At 71.9% G+C, this 19,105-nt stretch carries 15 protein-coding genes; 11 read left to right on the top strand and 4 right to left on the bottom strand.

All coding sequences use genetic code 11. From position 1 onward, the window contains the following. The first annotated feature begins 238 nt into the window (after positions 1-238). The 9 genes from AB0H62_RS50860 (at position 239) to AB0H62_RS50820 (ending at position 11,438) form a co-directional block, all read left to right on the top strand. Positions 239-3,115, top strand: a complete 2,877-nt coding sequence (locus AB0H62_RS50860) for a hypothetical protein (protein ID WP_360592986.1) — start codon at positions 239-241, stop codon at positions 3,113-3,115. After that, positions 3,108-4,094 (top strand): HAD-IIA family hydrolase, encoded by a 987-nt coding sequence (locus AB0H62_RS50855; RefSeq protein WP_220241942.1) that lies wholly within the window; start codon positions 3,108-3,110, stop codon positions 4,092-4,094. The genes AB0H62_RS50860 and AB0H62_RS50855 overlap by 8 nt, the downstream gene beginning before the upstream one ends. A 16-nt stretch (positions 4,095-4,110) precedes the next feature. Continuing rightward, a complete protein-coding gene (locus AB0H62_RS50850; protein ID WP_220241941.1) occupies positions 4,111-4,317 on the top strand; it encodes a hypothetical protein in 207 nt (68 codons plus the stop codon). 5 nt (positions 4,318-4,322) lie between these two features. Continuing rightward, positions 4,323-5,168 carry a TlyA family RNA methyltransferase gene (locus tag AB0H62_RS50845; protein WP_220241940.1) on the top strand — a complete coding sequence of 282 codons (846 nt, stop codon included), beginning with the start codon at positions 4,323-4,325 and terminating at the stop codon, positions 5,166-5,168. Then, the gene (locus AB0H62_RS50840; RefSeq protein ID WP_220241939.1) at positions 5,165-6,091 is read left to right on the top strand and encodes an NAD kinase; all 927 of its coding nucleotides are present in this window, start codon (positions 5,165-5,167) and stop codon (positions 6,089-6,091) included. Before AB0H62_RS50845 ends, AB0H62_RS50840 begins: the two co-directional genes overlap by 4 nt. Before the next feature lie 182 nt (positions 6,092-6,273). Then, positions 6,274-8,055, top strand: coding sequence for a DNA repair protein RecN (gene recN / locus AB0H62_RS50835; RefSeq protein ID WP_220241938.1), 1,782 nt, complete (start codon positions 6,274-6,276; stop codon positions 8,053-8,055). A 9-nt stretch (positions 8,056-8,064) separates the two neighbouring features. Next, on the top strand, positions 8,065-9,210 hold the full coding sequence (locus AB0H62_RS50830) for a DUF1266 domain-containing protein (RefSeq protein WP_360592985.1): 1,146 nt from the start codon (positions 8,065-8,067) through the stop codon (positions 9,208-9,210). Between the two features lie 96 nt (positions 9,211-9,306). After that, positions 9,307-10,491 (top strand): putative cytokinetic ring protein SteA, encoded by a 1,185-nt coding sequence (gene steA / locus AB0H62_RS50825; protein WP_220241936.1) that lies wholly within the window; start codon positions 9,307-9,309, stop codon positions 10,489-10,491. Then, positions 10,488-11,438, top strand: coding sequence for a copper transporter (locus AB0H62_RS50820; protein ID WP_360592984.1), 951 nt, complete (start codon positions 10,488-10,490; stop codon positions 11,436-11,438). The genes steA and AB0H62_RS50820 overlap by 4 nt, the downstream gene beginning before the upstream one ends. A 71-nt stretch (positions 11,439-11,509) precedes the next feature. Here the strand turns inward: AB0H62_RS50820 and AB0H62_RS50815 are convergent, their stop codons facing one another. The 3 genes from AB0H62_RS50815 to AB0H62_RS50805 all read right to left on the bottom strand — a co-directional run bounded on the left by AB0H62_RS50815 (position 11,510) and on the right by AB0H62_RS50805 (position 15,662). Next, complete coding sequence (locus AB0H62_RS50815; protein ID WP_360592983.1) at positions 11,510-13,411, bottom strand: glycosyl hydrolase family 18 protein; 1,902 nt, start codon at positions 13,409-13,411, stop codon at positions 11,510-11,512. 210 nt (positions 13,412-13,621) lie between these two features. Beyond that, positions 13,622-14,899: an alginate lyase family protein gene (locus AB0H62_RS50810; protein WP_360592982.1), complete on the bottom strand. Its 1,278-nt coding sequence runs from the start codon at positions 14,897-14,899 to the stop codon at positions 13,622-13,624. Between the two features lie 139 nt (positions 14,900-15,038). Next, the gene (locus tag AB0H62_RS50805) at positions 15,039-15,662 is read right to left on the bottom strand and encodes an LUD domain-containing protein (protein ID WP_220241932.1); all 624 of its coding nucleotides are present in this window, start codon (positions 15,660-15,662) and stop codon (positions 15,039-15,041) included. Between the two features lie 145 nt (positions 15,663-15,807). Between AB0H62_RS50805 and sigJ the strand changes: the two genes are divergently transcribed. Further along, the gene (gene sigJ, locus AB0H62_RS50800) at positions 15,808-16,716 is read left to right on the top strand and encodes an RNA polymerase sigma factor SigJ (protein ID WP_360592981.1); all 909 of its coding nucleotides are present in this window, start codon (positions 15,808-15,810) and stop codon (positions 16,714-16,716) included. A gap of 18 nt (positions 16,717-16,734) precedes the next feature. Here sigJ and AB0H62_RS50795 read toward each other — a convergent pair whose 3' ends face one another. Beyond that, a complete protein-coding gene (locus tag AB0H62_RS50795; protein ID WP_220241930.1) occupies positions 16,735-17,493 on the bottom strand; it encodes a class I SAM-dependent methyltransferase in 759 nt (252 codons plus the stop codon). Between the two features lie 247 nt (positions 17,494-17,740). On the opposite strand from AB0H62_RS50795, the gene AB0H62_RS50790 reads away from it, so the two are divergent. Continuing rightward, a complete protein-coding gene (locus tag AB0H62_RS50790) occupies positions 17,741-18,892 on the top strand; it encodes an acyltransferase (protein WP_360592980.1) in 1,152 nt (383 codons plus the stop codon). Positions 18,893-19,105 lie beyond the last annotated feature (213 nt).

The raw sequence follows: 19,105 nt of genomic DNA, 5'->3' as shown, positions 1-19,105 counted from the left end.
CTGCAACCGAAGGGTTGTGGGAGAGTAGGACGCCGCCGAACTAAATGTCAGGGTTAGGCCCCGGTCGAGAATCTTCACGGTTCTCCCGGGGCCTATCTCTATGTGGCGTGCTGTGCGGCGCCCGTGACGGAGCGCCATGCGCGCGCGGGGTGCTCCGAACGGCCCCGTAGGATGGACAGTCGGCCCCCATAGCGGGTGGCCCGTGAGAACACAAGATTTTTCTATGGCAGGAGGCCAGGTGTCCGAGTTCGGTCGACGTGACTCAGAGGATGATGGGTCCGGCCGGTCGGCTCGCCGCGACCAGGGCTCCCGCGGCAACCGGTCGGACGCGCCCCGGGGAGACCGGCGTGGCGCGCGGCAGGACCGCGGCGGGCGTGACGGCGGCTACCAGGGACGCCCCCGGCGGGACGACCACGGTGCGCGCGGCGGTGGGTACCAGGGCCGCCCCTCAGGTGGCGACAACCCCCGTGACCAGCGCAGCGGTGGATACGCCGGCAACCGCGACGGCGGCCCGCGCGCGGGCTCTGACGACCGCGGCTCGCGCGGCGGCTACGACAACCGCTCCGGCCGGCCGCAGGGCAAGTCCGCGTCCGGGCGTCGCTGGGAGGACCGCGGTTCGAGCGGCTCGACCGGCGGCTTCCGCGACGACAACCGCTCCGGCGGCGGCTCCCGCGATTCCCGTGGCTCCGGCGGCCCCCGCGACAACCGCGGCGGCTTCCGTGACGACCGGGGCTCCGGTGGGTTCCGCCCCAACCGCGATTCGAGTGGCGACGACCGCGGTTTCCGCGGCGACCGCGACAATCGCAGTGGCGGTTTCCGCAACGATCGGGACGACCGCAATTCCGGTGGTTTCCGGAAGGACCGCGGCGGCTCCGGCTTCCGTGACGACCGCGGTGGCTCCGGCTACCGCGGCGGCAATTCGGGTGGGTCGCGCGACGACCGCGGTGGCTACCGCGGCGGCAGCGGTTCGGGCTCGCGTGACGAGCGCGGCGGCTCGGGCTACCGGGGCAGCAGCTCGGGTGGGTCCCGTGACGATCGTGGTGGCTCCAGCTTCCGCAGTGGCGGCGGTTCGGGCGGTTTCCGTAGCGGCGGCAGCTCGGCTGGGTCGCGTGACGATCGTGGTGGCTCGGGCTTCCGCAGTGGCGGTGGCGCGGGCGGTTTCCGTAGCGACCGCAGTGGCGGCAGCTCGGGTGGGTACCGCAACGACCGCGGCAGCGGTGGGTCCGGCTTCCGCAACGACCGCGGCGGCAGCAGTTCCGGCGGCTACCGGGGCGACCGCGATGACCGCGGCGGCTCGGGCGGCTCGGGCGGCTACCGAGGCGACAGGGACAACCGGGGCACCTCGGGTGGTTACCGGGGCGACCGCGACGACCGTGCTCCGCGCACCGGTGGGTCGCGCGACGACCGCCGGCCGGGTGGCTTCCAGAAGGACCGTGACGACCGCGGCTTCCGCAGCGGCGGCGCTCGCGACGACCGTGGTGGCTCCGGCTTCCGCAAGGACCGCGACGACCGCAGCTCGGGCAGCGGCTTCCGCAAGGACGACCGCGGCGGCTATCGGGGCGGCTCGGACCGCCGTGACGATCGGGGCGGCCCGCGCGGTTCGGACCGCCGCGACAACGGCCCGCGCGACAACGGCCCGCGCGACAACCGTGGCTCCTTCAACCGGGACGACCGCGGCGGCTCCCGCGACCGCCGCGACTCGGGCGACTCCCGCGGCTTCGACCGCGCCGACACCCGCGGCGCTGCCTCCGACGACGACTTCGACATCACCGACGACGGCTTCGTCGCCGGCGACACCGCCGACCGCGAAGACTTCTCGAAGCCCGGCGACAGCGCCCGCGGCGAGCGCCCTGACGTGACCGCCGACGGCGGCGCCGCACGCGACCACGCGAGTGGGGACGACGCCCCGCCGCGCGCCGACCGTGCGGATGACGGCGACTCCGATCGCGAGGAGCCGGCTTCGCGCGACGTCGTCCGGTCGCAGGCCGACGACTCGGCCGATCGCGACGGCGAGCGGTCCGCTCGGGACAACCGAGACGACGCGCCCGAGGGCGACGACAAGGGTGACCGCAGCGGTCGCGAGCACGCTTCGTCTGAAGACCGCGGCGACGACAGCGACGGTGGCTCGCAGTCCGCTCGCGAAGACCGCGACGGTGACAACTCGGGCAGTGACAGCTCGGGCGAGGACCGCCGAACCGGTGGCGAGCGGTCCTCTCGCGACGACCGAGGCGACCGCGGCAGCAGCAGCGACCGTCCCCGTCGTGACTTCCGCGAGGGCCGGGACAACCGCGACAGCCGGGACAGCCGTCGAGACGACCGACCCCGTCGGGACGATCGCGACGCGCGCGGGGGCCGCGACTCACGGCCGCGGCGGGACGAGCGGCCGATGCGCGGCACGCGTGCCGGCGCGGAGGCGCTGGACGACGCGGCGCTGGCGAGGGAGCTGCTCGAAGCGCCGGAGCTGCCGGAGGGCATCGAGTACTCCGATCTGGACGAAGAGGTGCGGCGTGAGCTGCGGACGTTGCCGAAGGGGCTGGCCGAGACCGTCGGGAAGCACCTGGTCGCGGCGGGCGGGCTGATCGACGTCGACCCGGAGGCGGCGCTGGAGCACGCGAAGTACGCGAAGCTCAAGGCGTCGCGCGTGCCGATCGTGCGGGAGGCGCTGGGGCTGGCGGCCTACCACGCGGGCAACTGGCAGGAGGCGCTGTCGGAGCTGCGGGCCGTGCGGCGCATGACGCGCAGCGACGAGCACATCGCCATCATCGCCGACTCCGAGCGGGCCCTGGGCCGGCCGGAGCGGGCGCTGGACCTGGCGAAGGAAACCGACACGGCGAAGCTCTCGAAGGCGACGCAGGTCGAGCTCGCGATCGTCGCGGCCGGGGCGCGGCGCGACCTCGGGCAGATGGACGCGTCGGTCGTCTCGCTGCAGGGGCCGGACCTGGTGCCCAGCAAGCGGGACCCGTGGAGCGCGCGCCTGTTCTACGCCTACGCCGACAACCTCGTGGCGGCCGGGCGCAAGGACGAGGCCGTGCGCTGGTTCCTGAACGCCGCCGAGGCCGACAACGAAGACGAGACCGACGCCGCCGAGCGGGCGGCGGAGCTCTCGAATGAGTGACGCGCTCCTCGCGGGCTACGACGCGGTGCTGTTCGACCTGGACGGCACCGTGTACCACGGCTCGCAGGTGATCGAGGGCGCGCCGGAGGCGGTCGGGGCAGTGCGGGAGCACGGCACGGCCGTCCGGTATGTCACGAACAACGCGTCGAAAGCGCCGGCCGACGTGGTGGCGCATCTCGAAGCTCTTGGCCTCGACGCGACCGTCGACGAGGTGCACACGAGCGCCCAGGCTGCTGCCGCGGTGCTCGGCGAGCGCCTGCCCGCCGGTGCGCGCGTGCTGGTCGTGGGCACCGACTCGCTGGCCGCCGAAGTTGAAACGGCCGGGCTGGGCACCGTGCGGAAGGTCGACGACGACGTCGCGGCCGTCGTGCAGGGGCACTCGCCGGAGACCGCGTGGGCCGACCTAGCCGAGGCGGCGCTGGCGATCCGCGCCGGCGCGCTGTGGGTCGCGTGCAACGTCGACGCGACCTTGCCCACCGAGCGCGGCCTGTTGCCGGGCAACGGTTCCATGGTCGCGGCGCTGCGCACGGCCACCGACACCGAACCGGTCGTCGCGGGCAAACCACAGCCGCTGCTGTTCGAGACGGCCGCACGGTCGGCCGGCTCGAGCCGGCCGCTGGTGGTGGGCGACCGGCTCGACACCGACATCGCCGGTGCGGTCGCCGCGGGCATGGACGTGCTCGCGGTGCTCTCCGGCGTCGCGACGCCCGCCGGTCTCCTGACGGCGATCCCCGCCGAACGGCCGACGCACCTGGCCGCCGACCTGACCGCTCTCACTCAGCGCGCCGAGGACCTCAAGATCGGTCCCCGGCCGGGCTGGGAGATCATGTCCGGCGACGTGCTGACCGTGCGCGGCAGCGGAGAAGCCCTCGACCTGCTGCGCGCGCTGTGCCACGCGGCGTGGGCGAGCGGCGTGACCGAGGTCCGTGCCGAAGGCGACGCGGCCGAGGCGGCGCTGACCGGGCTGCGGCTGGCCTGACTGGTAGTTTGAGTTCGTGCACCCGAACGTCCCGCGGCCCGTCCCTGGCCCTCCGCCGGTACCCGGACCTGGCCCGCAGCAGATCGATCCCCGCGCGGGGATCGAGGAAGCCGTGGCGGGCATCGACGACCTGAACTCGGTGCCGCTCGCCGAGCACGTCGACCGGTTCGAAACCGTGCACACCGAGCTCACCGTGGCCCTGTCCAGCATCGACAGGGTCTGACCGGCGTGCCCAAACGGGCCCGCCTCGACGCGGAGCTGGTTCGCCGCGGCCTGGCCCGCTCACGGGAACAGGCGTCGGCCCTGATCACCGGCGGCAAAGTCTCCGTGCGCGGCATGGTCGCGACCAAACCCGCCACCGGCGTCGAGTCCGACGCGCCCATCGTGGTGAAGGACGAGGACGACCCCGGCTGGGCCTCGCGCGGCGCGCACAAACTCCTGGGCGCGCTGGAGAAGTTCGGCCCCGAAGGCCTCACGGTCGAGGGCCGCCGCTGCCTCGACGCCGGCGCGTCCACCGGCGGGTTCACCGACGTGCTGCTTCGCAACGGCGCTGCCACCGTGATCGCCGCCGACGTCGGCCGCGGCCTGCTCGACTGGCGCCTGCGGACCGACGAGCGCGTGGTCGTGCTGGACCGCACGAACGTGCGCAACCTGACGCCGGAGACGCTCGGCGGCCAGGTCGACCTCGTCGTCGGCGACCTGTCCTTCATCTCGCTCAAGCTCGTGCTGCCCGCGCTCGCCGACTGCGCGCGCGAAGGCGCCGACCTCGTGCCCATGGTCAAACCGCAGTTCGAGGTCGGCAAGGACCGCCTCGGCAGCGGCGGCGTGGTCCGCGATCCCGAGCTGCGCGTGCAGTCCGTGGTCGACGTCATCGCCGAAGCCGCGAAGCTGGGGCTCGCGCTGCGCGGGGTCGTCGCGAGCCCGTTGCCCGGCCCGTCCGGCAACGTCGAGTACTTCGTGTGGCTGCGGCGAGATCTTCGGCATCAAGATCCGGGCGAACTCGCGGCCGCCGATGGCACTGTGGACGGTGTCGAGCGGCTCGTGCGGGCCGCCGTCCAGGAAGGACCCCAGTGACCAGCGAACGTGAAGTGCTTCTCGTGGCGCACCCGGACCGGGACCACACGCGGGAGGCCGCACGCGAGGTGTCAGCGCGGTTCACGAAGGCCGGGATCCGGCTGCGCGTGACCGACGAAGAGGTGCGTCAGCTCATCGACCCCGACGGCTGTATGGACATGCCCTGCACCGTCGTGGCGCCGCAGGACGACCCCGCGCGCGGAGCGGAGCTCGTGTTCGTGCTCGGCGGCGACGGCACGCTGCTGCGCGCGGCCGAGCTCGCGCGGCCCGCGGGCGTGCCGGTGCTCGGGGTGAACCTGGGCCGCGTCGGTTTCCTGGCCGAGGCCGACTCCGACGCGCTCGCCGACGCCGTGCAGCGCGTGGTCGACCGCGAGTACCAGGTCGAGGACCGGATGACGATCGACGTCACCGTCACCCACGGTGGCGTCGAGCTCTACCGCACGTGGGCCCTCAACGAGGCCAGCGTGGAGAAGTTCTCGCGCGAGCGCGTGCTCGACGCGCTGATCGAGGTCGACGGCCGCCCGGTCTCGTCCTTCGGCTGCGACGGCGTGCTGTGCGCGACGCCGACCGGCTCCACCGCGTACGCCTTCTCCGCCGGCGGCCCGATCATGTGGCCTGACGTCGAGGCGCTGCTCGTGGTGCCCAGCAACGCCCACGCCCTGTTCGCGCGTCCGCTCGTGGTCTCGCCCGACTCCGTGATCACCGTCGGCATCGACCCCTCGGGCCATAGCGCCGTCCTGACCTGCGACGGGCTGCGCAGCTTCGACATGCCGCCGGGCTCGCTCGTGCGCGTCGTCTGCGGCCGCCGGCCGGTGCGGCTCGTGCGGCTGTGGGAAGGCGTGTTCACCGACCGGCTGGTGCACAAGTTCGGCCTGCCGGTGCGCAGCTGGCGCGAACGGCGCACCGGCGGCCGCTCGGTCTGAGCGGGTGCTGGCGTGCGGTGATCGACGACGTGCGGCGCTCTCCTTCGCAACGCAGGGTGTGCGCGAGGTGACCCGTGACACGCCCGGGCCGAACCGTCCGCACAGGTGTTCGACCAGCGAAAAGAACATTTAGCACCGGTCGAGCGCACGGAAGGTCGGTGGGGGCGGCTACCGTAGGCGTCGTGCTGGCCGAGATGCGCATCCAGGGCCTCGGAGTCATCGAGGACGCCCTGCTGGAACTGCACCCGGGTTTCACCGTTGTGACCGGTGAGACGGGCGCCGGGAAGACCATGGTCGTGACCGGGCTGCACCTGCTCTCCGGTGGGCGGGCCGAAGCGTCCAAGGTCCGGAACGGAATGCTCAAGGCCTTCGTCGAAGGGCGCTTCACCCTCGACAAGGCCGACGCCGCGAGCCGCATCGTCACCGACGCGGGCGCGGACATCGACGAGGACGGCAGCGTGATCGCGCTGCGCACGGTGGCCGTCGACGGCCGGTCGAGAGCCCACCTGGGCGGCCGGTCCGTGCCGGTCGGCGTGCTGGCGGACCTGTCCGAGCAGGTGATCGCCGTGCACGGGCAGAACGACCAGCTGCGGCTGCTGCGCCCGAGCGAGCAGCGCGCGGTGATCGACCGGTTCGCGGGCCCCGCGGTCGGCGAGCCGCTCACCGCCTACCGCGAGGTGCGCGAGGAGTGGCTGGCCGTGATCGGCGAGCTCACCGAGCGCTCCACCCGTTCGCGCGAGATGGCGCAGCAGGCCGACCTGCTCAAGCACGGTCTCACCGAGATCGACGCCGTCGCGCCCGAGCCGGGCGAGGACGTGGAGCTCACCGAGCAGATCAAGCGGCTGATGGCCGTCGACGAGCTGCGCGCTTCGGCGACCGAAGCGCACGTCGCGGTCTCGGGTTCGCAGGACGGCGACCCCGACGCGCCCGGTGCGCTCGGCCTCGTCGGCGAAGCCTTGCGACGCCTGGCCTCGGCCGAGGACTCGGCGCTGCGGGAGCTCGTGCCGCGGCTGGAAGAAGCTTCGATGCTGCTCACCGACGTCGGCGCGGAGCTGGGCGGGTACATCGAGGGCCTCGACGCCGACCCGGCGCTGCTGGAGAAGGTGCTGGCGCGCCAGGCCGACCTCAAGCGGCTCACGCGCAAGTACGCGGCCGACGTCGACGGAGTGCTGGTCTGGGCCGACGACGCCCGCCGCCGGCTCGAGTCGATGGACACCTCCGAGGAGGCGCTCGCCGAGCTGGCCCGCCGCCGCGACGAGCTCGCCGTGAAGCTGGGCGACCACGCCACCGCCGTGTCGGCGGCGCGCGGCAAGGCCGCGGCCGAGCTGGCGTCGGCGATCACCAAGGAGCTCTCCGGTCTCGCGATGGGGCAGGCGGAGCTGGAGATCACCGTCGAGCAGAAGCCCGCCGAGCACGGCGACCGCCAGGCGCTCGCGATCGACGGCCACGCCGTCCACGCCGGATCGGACGGCATCGACGAGGTCGAGCTGCTCCTGCGCGCCCACAACGGCGCGCCGCCGTTGCCGGTGCACAAGGCCGCCTCCGGCGGTGAGCTCTCGCGCGTGATGCTGGCCATCGAGGTGGTCCTCGCTCACGCCGACACTGTGCAGACGCTGGTGTTCGACGAGGTCGACGCCGGCGTCGGCGGGCGCGCGGCGGTCGAGATCGGCCGCCGGCTCTCCCGGCTCGCGCGCACGCACCAGGTGCTCGTGGTGACGCACCTGCCGCAGGTTGCGGCCTTCGCCGACCAGCACCTGGTGGTGGACAAGGGCACCAGCGGCGGCGTCACGCGAAGCGGCGTGAAGACGCTGAAGCAGCCCGACCGCGTGAAGGAGCTGGCCCGCATGCTCGCCGGCATGGACGGCACGGAGACCGGCCGCGCCCACGCCGAGGAGCTGCTCGCCGTGGCGGAGAAGGACAAGGCCGCCGCCGAGCCGAAACGCAAGCGCGCCAAGAAGGGCTGACCACACGCCATGATCTGGGCCGCGGTGGCCGACGTCGAGGCGGAGCTCGCCCGGGCTCGGCGCGACGGCGATCTCGACCGGTTCCTCGGGCTGCTCGGCGACGAAGAGCTGTTCGTGCCGATGCTCCGGGAAGACGCGGAAAAACTCGCGAGCGAGCAGGGCTGGTCGTCGGCCAAAGCCTGCTGCCGCGACCGTTCGCTGCGGTTGTTCACGCGCGGCGCCCTGCCCGACCTCGGCGTCGACGTGGTATTCCTCAGCGGCGACCTCGACTGGGCCCTGCACGGGGTCGACGCCGACGAGCAGGTGGTGTTCAACGCCGGCACCCTCGGCGAGTGGCGCGTGCCCGGTTCGGCTGTGCTGCCGTGGCTCGACGCGAACCTGCACCGCGTCACGGCGGTCGAGCAGCAGGTCGAACGGCTCAACACCGCGCGCTACGGGCACTTCGAGGGCTCGCTGGCCCACGCGCTCGCGTGCGGCGCGCACCAGGCCGTGCTCACCGCCGAGCCGTGGAACGTGCTCGACGCGCGCTACCACGACTACGTCGCCGAGGTCCGCGGCCTGCGCGACTGGTGGGGCGTGTCCGACGCGGCCGGCTGGCGCGCCGCGATGAACGACCTCGTCGGCCCCGGCTACACGCTCACGCCCGGCAACCTCGTCCTCGTGCTGCGCGCCCGCCACGGCGCGGGGCTCGACCCGTGGTCCTGGGCCGAGCTCGTGGCGCGCTGGTGCGCGGACAACGGCGCGCGGGACCAGGCGCCCGCGCTCACCGACGTCCTGCGTCGCGTCGTGCGGTACGAACAGCGCTTCCGAGCCGACGGATTGCTGCCACCCACCGGCGTCGTCGGCACCACGATCGGGTGGGACGTCGCCCGTGCGGTGGCGATGGCGCGGTGGGGTCTGGCAGTCGGTCACTGCGATCCGCTCACGGCCGAGCTGATGGTGCTCGAGGCCGGCGCGGTGGCGCGTCGCTACCACGAGTCATGGGCCGAGCTGTCCGCGAGCTACGTCATGGGCCGGGCCCTCGCGCTGGACGAGGAGGAGTTCGGCGAGGAGTACACCTCGGCCGTGCGAGTCCATCACCTGCTGCTTCAAGATCCCGCCAGTCCTTGGCTGAACCTCTCGTTCGCCGCGGCGGAACCCACCATCCAACCCTGAACGGACGCTCACGGCGACACCGCTCACCACAATGAGTCACGTCCCCTTCGGCGCGTCGGCGCTCGTCCCACCCACAAATTTGTCACCATCAGCCACATGAAGCTCACCGGTCTGCTCGCGCGAAACCACGAAGCCCTCCCCGGCATCACCGGCGTCGCGCGGGTCGACCGCCGCACCCGGGAGTTGCTGCGCCGCGTCAGCGCCGGCGACGTGGCGGTGCTCGACCAGCTCGACCTCGACCGCGCGACGGCCGACGCGCTGGTGGAGGCCGAGGTCGCCGCCGTGGTGAACGCGTCGCCGTCGATCTCCGGCCGGTTCCCGAACCTGGGCCCGGAGATCTTGCTGGCCGCGGGCATCCCGCTCGTCGACTCGGTCGGCGGCGAGCTGCTGCGCACGGTCAAGGACGGCACGAAGCTCCGCGTGCATGAGGGCGGCATCTACATCGGGGAGCGGCAGATCGCCTCCGGCGACGAGCAGACGCCCGAGAGCGTCGCCGACCAGATGATCGAGGCCAAGGCCGGGATGTCGACGCAGCTGGAGGCGTTCTCGGCCAACACCATCGAGTTCCTCCGCCGCGAGCGCACGCTGATCCTCGACGGGGTCGGCGTGCCCGAGCTGCGGCTGCCGATGCGCGACCGCCACGTGCTGGTGGTCGCGGGCGGCAACGGCCACGCCGAAGACCTCAAGCGGCTCAAGAAGTACATCGGGGAGCACCGGCCGGTGGTCGTCGGCGTCGACGCGGGGGCCGACACGCTGCGCGCGCAGGGCTACACGCCCGACGTGATCGTGGGCGACCCGACCGGCATCGGCACCGCGACCCTGCGCAGCGGCGCCGAGGTCGTGGTGCCCGCGCAGCCCGACGGACACGCGCCCGGTGTCGAGCGCATCCAGGACCTGGGCATCGGCGCGGTCACGTTCCCCGCGTCGGGCAACTCCGAGGACCTCGCGCTGCTGCTGGCCGACGCCCACGGCGCGAGCCTCGTGGTCACCGTCGGGTTCCAGGCCACACTGCGGGAGTTCCTCGACCACGGCCGGTCGGGCTCGAACCCGTCGACGTTCCTCACCCGGCTCAAGCTGGGCACGAAGCTGGTCGACGGCAAGGCCGTCGCGACACTGCACCGCAGCCGGGTGTCCTTGGGCGCCGTCGCGCTGCTCGTCCTCGCCGCCGTCGTCGTGGTGGTCGCCGCGCTGCTGGTCTCCGACGTCGGCTCCGTCTACCTGGACTGGATCCAGCACACCTGGACCACGTTCACCACCTGGGTGAAGGGGCTCTTCACGTGATTTCTCTGCGGTACCACATCGTTTCCATCACGGCGTGCTTCCTCGCGCTGGCCGTCGGCGTGGTCCTGGGCTCCACCGCGCTCAACGGCTCGCTGCTCTCGGGCCTGTCGGACCAGAAGAAGGACCTCGGCACGCAGGTCTCCGACCTCGAAGCGCAGCGCAACGCGCTCAACGCGCGCCTGGCCGACTCCGACGCGTTCGCCGAGTCGATGGGCCCGAAGGTCGTGGCCGGCACGCTCGACAAGCGCACGGTGGTGCTCGTGACCACCGAGGACGCGCGCCCGGCCGACCGCGACGCGATCAAGCAGCTCGTGCAGCAGTCCGGCGCCTCGGTCACGGGGGAGCTGCAGCTCACGGATTCCTTCACCGACCCGGAGAAGGCCGACCAGCTGCGCGACGTCGTCACGCGCCTGCAGCCGGCCGGCTCGCAGTTCCCGACCGCGGGTGACTCCGGCACGCTCGCCGGCGCGCTGCTCGGTTCGGTGCTGCTGCTGGACAAGTCCACGGCGAAGCCGCAGTCCACGGGCGACGAGCTGGCCGCCGCGCTCGGCGGCCTCACCGACGGCGGTTTCGTGAAGCCCAGCCAGGGCGTGCAGCCGGCACAGCTGGCGATCGTGCTCACCGGCTCGCAGCAGACGGGCGAGGGCGCGGGCGACCGCGCGGCCACGATCGCGCGGTTCGCGACGCAGCTCGACCGCTCGGGCGCGGGCACGGTGCTCGCCGGCGATCCGGGTTCGGCCGACGGCTCCGGCCCGATCGGTGTGGTGCGCGCGGACACCTCCGCGACATCCATCCTGTCCACTGTGGACAACGTCGACTCCGCCGCCGGCCGCGTCGCGACGCTGCTGGCCCTGCGTGAGCAGCTCGACGGCGGCTCCGGCCGTTACGGCACCGGCGGCAACGCCCAGGCTCCCGCGCCGGGCGTCGGGTCTTCGGCCGGGAACTAGCACCACGCACGTCGGCGGCGGGCCGGGATCTCTTGGAGGGTGAGAGATCCCGACCCGCCGCCGATTTGCGCTCAGCAGGAGCCGTTGTCGGCCCAGACGCCCTGGCTGCCGCCGGGGGTGTCGCCCTGGGTCCACCACTTCGCGGCCCACTTGTGCCCGTTGTAGGACACGACCGCGCCGCCGCTGTAGGCCTGCGTGGCGCTCCACGCGGCCGGGCAGGTGCCGCCCGGCGACGACGTCGGGCTACCGCCCTCGGAGCAGACGCCGTTGTCGGTCCACACGTTCTGGCTGCCGCCGGGGGTGTCGCCCTGCGTCCACCACTTGGCCGTCCACTGGTGCCCGTTGTACGAGACGACCGCACCGCCGGTGTACGCCTGCGTCGCGCTCCACGCCGCCGCTGCGCACGAGCCGCCGCCCGGGGTGGTCGGGGTCGTGGCCGGGGTCGTCGGCGTGGTCGGGTTCGTCGGGGTGGTGGGTGTGGTCGGCGGCGTGGTGCCGCAGCCGGCCGTGGAGCTCGCCAGCCCGTTGACGACGTCGTGGAACAGCGTCGCGTTGGGATCGAGGTCGTAGAGCGAGAACATCATCGCGCCGGCCAGGTTGTTGCAGTGGATGTAGTCGGTGCGGGCCTTGATGGACTGCGCCGACGAGCCGCCGTAGAAGTTCGTACCGTCGTAGAACCACGCCGACTGCGTGGTCGGGTCGTAGTACGTGTCCGCCGCGTTGTCGACGATCCCGCTCAGTTCCTTGTACATCGCGATGCCGGGCACGTTGCCGCTCAACGTCTTCCCGGCCGAGGGCCCGGATGCCGACTGATACAGCCCGTGGTTCGAACCGGCGGGCACACCCGTCCAGCCGCGGTAGTAGAACGGGATGCCGAGCGTGAGCTTGTTCGCCGGGAAGCCGCCGGGGATGCCGTACGCGGGCGAGCCCTGGGTGTACGCCTTGATCACCGAGTCGGTCGTGTACTTCTCGGTGCCGGGCGGGATCGTGCCCGAGGGGTCGTTGGGCGAACCGTAGAGCGGGTCCTGGAAGTTCGTCGGCCCGGTCGCGTCCCACGCGCCGTGCATGTCGTACGTCATCGCGTCGGCGAAGTCCATGTACTGGCCGATTTTGTCGGTCTGCAGCTTCGCGATCTTGTCCTGCCCACCCGGCAGCGCGGCGGAGACGGAGTAGTGCTTGCCGCCCAACGCGTCGAGCTCGGTGCGGAACTCCTTGAGCAGGGCGGTGAAGTTGGCCGTGTCACCTGTGCTCACGTGGTTGCCGAGGTGGCCGGTGTTCGAACCGGGGTACTCCCAGTCGATGTCGAAGCCGTCGAAGATGCCGGCCGCGGTGCCGGGGCCGCCGTAGCCGCCCTGCGAGGGCAGGTTGCCCTTGATGAACATGTCGATGCACGAGCTCACGAACTTCTTGCGCGACGCGTCGGTGGCCGCCACGTCGGAGAAGTACTTCGAGTACGTCCAGCCGCCCAGCGAGAGCACCACCTTGAGGTTCGGGTGGCGCGCCTTGAGCTCCTGCAGCTGGTGGAAGTTGCCGACGATCGGCATGCCGAACGCGTCGGCCGTGCCGTCCACGCTGATGTCCGAGCCGAAGGACTTCTGGTAGTCGGCGAAGGCGTCGCCCGCTCCGTCGCCCGCGTTCGGGTTGTTCTCGCCGGCGGGGTCGGGGTCGCTCGCCTTCGTGGCCTCGAAGCAGGTGAGGTTCGCCGGGTCGATGTTCTCGAAGTCGTAGATCAGGTAGTCGAGGTTGCCCGCGAGGGCGTCGACGTTCTTGGGGTAATAGGCGTTCTGGTAGATGCTCCACTGGTCGTAGTAGGCGACGCGCAGACCGCCCGAGGCGGCGGCCTGCTGGCTCGCAGCGGGTGCGACGGCCGCGCCTTCGGCGGCCGGGCCGGCCAATGTCGTGAGACCGCCGACGACCACGGCCGCGGCGGCGGCCGAGAGCCACGCGGCTCTTCTGGATACCTTGTGCCGCATGGGTTCTCCCTCGCGCAGGCGAACGGCCCTCCGCGCCCGGGGAGTGCGCGGAGGACCGACGCGACGTGTGGATCACTGCCTGAGCGGTACCGGCCCGTTGCTGAATGTGAACCAGTGCACAGGGAGAGTCAATACTTTGGACTAGACCAATTTCGAACTGTGGGCGCTATCGGGTGTTTCGTCCGGAAAAGCCCGCCGAAGGTCGGCCCGTCACTTGAGCGGCGGGTCGAGCGGGAAACACGTGACGCGCACCGGCCACGTGTCCCCGCCGGCGGGCAGCGGCATCTGCTTGAGCGCCTTCGCCGCGTCGGTGTCGTGGGCCTCCTCGGCCGCCGCGTGGAAGATGTCCGCGGCGATCGACTGGTCCAGCGGGGCGATCTGCGGGTACGGCCACGACGGCACGCCGTGCAGCGCCGCCGGGATGAGCCGGTCGACGACCTTGCGCAGCGTCACGCCGTTGTCCGCGCGGTAGCCCCACACGTCGACGCCGAGGGTGTGCCCGACCTCCGCCATCCGGCCCCACGTTGTGAGGTTGAAGTTCACGTAGTGCCACGAGATCGTGCGCGTGAGCTCGAGCGGCTGGTTGCCGTCGGCGTCGAACTGCACCGGGAACCGCTTGTGCAGCGCGTCGGTCACGATCTTGCGCGCCTGGTCCGTCTTGCCGAGGTAGGCGGCGATGGTGGCGTTCTGCATGTCGAGGAACGTGCCGTGGTTGTTGGTCGCGGCCAGCTCCAGCTTCGCCTGCGGGCTGGTCTGCATCCAGGTGAGGTACTGGCCGAGCCACACGCGGATCGCCGAGCGGTCGTGGCCGGTCCAGCCGGGCGCGCCGGAGTCGAGCAGCGCGAACGCGTCGAGCAGCTGGCTGAACGACTGCGTGGAGTCGATGATCCCCGTGCCGCTGATCGTGTTCTTGCACGGCACGATCTGCGAGTAGGTCATGTTCGGGTTCATCCGCGTCGCCGGGTCGAGGAACCACGTGCGGATGTCGAGGTCGGCGCGTTGGGCGTACTTCGCGTCGCCGGTGTAGTACCAGGCCGTGCTGAGGTAGTAGATCGCGTCCCACGCCACCATGCGGTAGGTGTGGTCGGTGATCGCGTCTGCCTCCGGGTTGCGCTCGCCGTCGCGGTTCACGTACGGGCAGCCCTGCGGGTTGTCCGGCGTCTTCGGCTGACTGGCCCACTGGTAGGGCGCCTGGCTCTGGTAGTCGTGCTTGTCGCCGCTCGGCGGGGTGGTGGGCTTGTCCATGACCGACCACGGACCGGCGGTCAGCGCCTCGTCGGCCTTGCCCAGCAACGTCTTCAGCGCGGCTTTTTGCGCCGCGGTGGCGTGCCCGCTGTGCAACTCGGCGCGGATCTGCGCCAGCTTCTTGCCGTCCGTCACGATCGTGTGCGGCACCGGCTGCGCTGCCGCCGTCGTGCCGTTCAGCGGGACCACCGCGAGGACCGCGGTGAGCACGGTCGCGCCGAGAACGCGTAACTGCCTTCGCACTGTTTCGCCCTTCGAACTACCGGGGACGCCAGGGATCCCCACGGCAACCGGGCGGCGGTGCGGCTGTGGCGACGCGAATTGTGCGGGGCCATCCGGCGCCCTGTCAATCGAGCACCGGCGCCGGCGGCCCGGCTGCGCCTCAGAACCCGATGGCTTCGCGGAGTAACACGACGATGCCGCGGCCCGGGAAGGGTTCCGCGTTGAGGACCAGCAGCCGGTTGACGGCGCTGGGCCAGCCGTAGGCCGCGAGGGCGCGCTCGCTTTCCAGCGGGAGGCAGTGGTCTTCGACGCGGCGCAGGGCGGCGTCCAGGTCGGGCACGACCTTCTGCGCCCCGACGATCCAGATCGCGCGGGCGGCGCCGCCGGACGACGCGGGCAGCTGGCTGCCGCTGCCGGAGGCGATCACGAGCGAGCCGGTTTCGGTGACGGCGGCGGCGCTGCCCACGAGGAAGTCGGGGCTGGCGCGCAGCCGGCGGATGTCGTCGGCTTCGGTGACGCGGTCCATGGCCAGGGTTCGGGGCTTGATCGCCTCGTACCGCCCGCTGGAGTTGAGGTCGTCGTCGATGCCGGACAACCGCAGCGTTTCGCTGGCCGCGGTGAGTACGCTGGCGCCCTCGGGGATCAGCTCGGTCATGCGGGTGCGGGCGGCGGCGACGTCGTCGAGGATCTCGACGATGAAGCCGTGGGCCGTCAGCGCGGTGGCCGCGCGTTGCAGGCGCTGCGCGGAAGCCGGGGCGGTGAACGACGGAGCCGAGGTGGTCATGGTGTCTCCTGGTGGCGGTCGAGAGTGTCACCAGCTCGACAACACACGTCCCCGAAGTGTGAGGCGGCGCGCCGGCCTCACACTTCGGAGCGCTGTCGTGTCGTACTGCTGAGGGCAGCACGAGACCGAGGGAGCCGCCGCCACGATGACCACCCCACCCGAGCCGGGCCTGAGCGCGATCATGAGCGAGCGCCGGCACCTGACCAACCTCGCCTACCGGCTGCTCGGCTCCCTGGCCGAGGCCGAGGACGCCGTGCAGGAGACCTATGCCCGCTGGTACGCGCTGTCGCGGGAGCAGCAGGACGCCGTCGAGTCTCCCGGCGCGTGGCTGACGACGGTCGCCAGCCGCATCTGCCTCAACCTGCTCGGCTCGGCGCGGGCCCGGCGGGAGACCTACGTGGGCGAATGGATCCCCGAGCCGCTGCCCGGGCCCACGGAGTGGCCCGGCCGAGCCGGTAGCGCCGACCCGGCCGATCGGGTCACCCTCGACGAGTCGGTCGGCATGGCCTTCCTCGTCGTGCTCGAGTCGATGACCCCGGCCGAGCGCGTGGCGTTCATCCTGCACGACGTGTTCCGCTACTCGTTCCCCGAAGTGGCCGGGATCGTCGGCCGTACGCCGGCGGCCTGCCGGCAGCTGGCTTCCTCGGCCCGCCGCCGCGTCCGCGCGGCGCAGGCACCCGCGAGCCCGGCGGCCCGGCACGCGAGCGTCGTCAGGGACTTCAAGCAGGCGTGGGAAGCGAAGGACATCACCGCGCTGATCGGCCTGCTCGATCCCGAGGCGACGGCGATCGCCGACGGTGGCGGACGCGCCCTGACCTTCCTGCACCCCATCGAAGGCGCCGAGCAGATCGCGCGGGCCTGGATCGAGCTCGCCCACCGCGCGCTCGGGACCACGACGCTGGCGGAACGCACGGTCAACGGTCAGCCCGGTCTCGTGGCCCAGCGGGACGGAACCACGCAGACGGTGTACGCGTTCGACGTCGCGGACGATCGGATCAAGCACATCTGGGTGATCCGCAACCCCGAGAAACTCCGGCCCTGGCTGACGGACTGAGGCCCGGCGGGGAGCGCTTCAGCCCTTCTCCCAGACCGATACGTGCTTGGTGCTGCCGGCCGTGAGCTCCGAACGATCCCAGTCCGCCCAGCGGTACTTCGGTTTCATCTCGGCGATGCGGGCCATGAGGTCCAGCTCGGCCGGCCAGACGTACCGGAAGGGGATGCGGCGAAACCGCCCCGTTCCGTCCGGTGACACGGTGAGGTGGTTCGAGGTGAACTCCTGGGTCACGACGTCGTACTGGTCGAACCCCACGTAGCCGGCGCCTTCGTGGTCGAGCGCCACCGCGAACGGGACGGTGTCCTGCCCGGGCGGCAGGCGGCGCAGATCCGGCAGTCCCACCTCGACGAGGAACAGCCCGCCCGGCCGCAGATGCGCGGCCGCGTTCCGGAACACGTCGACCTGCGCGTCCTGTGTGGTCACGTTGCCGATCGTGTTGAACACCAGGCAAACCAGCGAGAACTCACCGGCCACCCGCGCCGACGTCATGTCGCCGATCGTGACGGCGACCGCGTCGCCGCCCGGCTTGCTCGCGATCCGCGCCGCCATGGCCCGGCTCAGCTCGATGCCGCTGACTCGTACGCCGCGCGCGGCCAGCGGGGCGGCGATCCGCCCGGTCCCGACGGCGAATTCGAGCACGGCGCCGTCGGCCAGCTCCTCGAGGACATCCACCGCGGGTGTCACCACTTCAGGCGCGTTCGCGCCACCCGGATCGTCGTACCCCGCGGCCACACTCTCCGGGAACCAGCCGTCGGCCGGATCGTCTCGATCGCCCATGGCCGTCGGACGCTACGCCTGCCGTCGCCCGCTCCGCACTCACTTTTCGGGACCTCAGGCGCGCAGGGCTTGAGTGGTATGTACCACTGTGGTGCGGACGCGATCCCGGTCCGTGGACGGGCGTGATCTTCGCTACGCCCGTTTTCCAGCGGTAAAGCGGGTTCTCAGCCACTTCATGGCTGCTTCACAGGCAGTGCGGCAAATGTGGTCGCATGATCCACTCCGCACCCGGGCGCCCGGCCGCACGATGACCACGACCGAGATCGCCCCCGCACCCGCGGCGGCCCCGGCGCGGGCGGCCCACCTGTACCAGCTCGACCTGTACCGCGTGATCACCTTCGCCCTGGTGATCTTCATGCATGTGCTGGGGGCCACGACCTTCCCGCAGGACGTGGTGTCCGACGCGCTCGAGATGCCGCTGCACCTCACCCGCGAGGCGTTCTTCGCGTTGACGACATTCGTGCTCGTGTTCTCCTACCGCTCGCGCCCGCCGCGGCCGATGGCGTTCTGGCGCCGGCGGGTGCCGTTGGTCGCGGTGCCGTACGTGGTCTGGTCGGTGCTCTACTGGGGCTATTCGCTGGTCACCGCGGAGCAGCCCGTCGGCTCCGTCACCGCGGCCCTGCGCGCGCTCGGGATCGAGATCGCCGACGGGACGGCGTGGTACCACCTGTACTTCCTGCTCGTGACGCTGCAGGTATACCTGCTGTTCCCGGTGCTGATGAAGCTGGTGCGCACGCTCGAGCGCCGGCCGTGGCTCGTGCTGGGGGTCTCCGGCGCGGTGCACATCGCGGTCACGTGTTTCCTGAGCTACCCACCCGAAGGCGTGGAGTACTCGACTGTGAGCCGGTTCTTCACGACGCTGCTGCCGTACCAGTTCTACTCGGTTCTCGGCGCCGTCGCGGCCGTGCACTTCGAGGCCGTGCAGGCGTGGGTGCGGCGGCACCGGTGGTTCGTGGCCGGCGGGCTCGTGGTCACCCTCGCCGTGGCCGAGACGGGCTACTTCGTCAGTGTCCACAACGGACTGTGGCCGGAGCTGGCGAGCGACGCGTTCCGGCCCTACCTCGTGCCGTGGTGCGTCGCGGCCATCGCGGGCCTGCTCCTCGCGGGCACGCGCTGGGCGGAGGCGGGCCGGCCCGGCGGCCGGGTGGTGTCGTGGGCGGTGGACCGGTCGTTCGCGATCTTCCTGACGCACCCGCTCGCCCTGGCGCTGCTGAGTCCCCTGATCGCGTTCGTCGGCGACGGCGTGGGGGCGCCGTGGACGACCGTGGTCGTCTACCCGGCCACGGTGGCGCTGACGCTGGTGCTCGTCGAGGTGCTGCGGCGGCTGCCGTGGAGCAAAGCACTGACGGGCCGGCCGCGCCTGGAGCTCAAGCGGGCGGCTGAAACCGCTTCCGCCTAAGCAACCCTCCGCTTAGGCAACGGAATCGCGTACGAACCCGCGCGGGCGAATGTTGTTCCCTCTGTCTCGAGTTCGCTCAAGGTAAGGCCACCCTAACTTGGGTGGGCGCTGTGCAGCTGCGTGTCGCCCGGGCCGCAACCCACCGGCGAGATCGCGCCGGCTTCCGGATGGGGCGGTGCGATCGGCCCCCGGCCGATCCGACCGCCCCATCCG

The sequence above is a fragment of the Amycolatopsis sp. NPDC050768 genome (assembly GCF_040654155.1).
Classification (GTDB): domain Bacteria; phylum Actinomycetota; class Actinomycetes; order Mycobacteriales; family Pseudonocardiaceae; genus Amycolatopsis.
The sequence above is the reverse complement of the archived record's forward strand: the minus strand, read 5'-3'. Positions and strand labels throughout refer to the sequence as shown.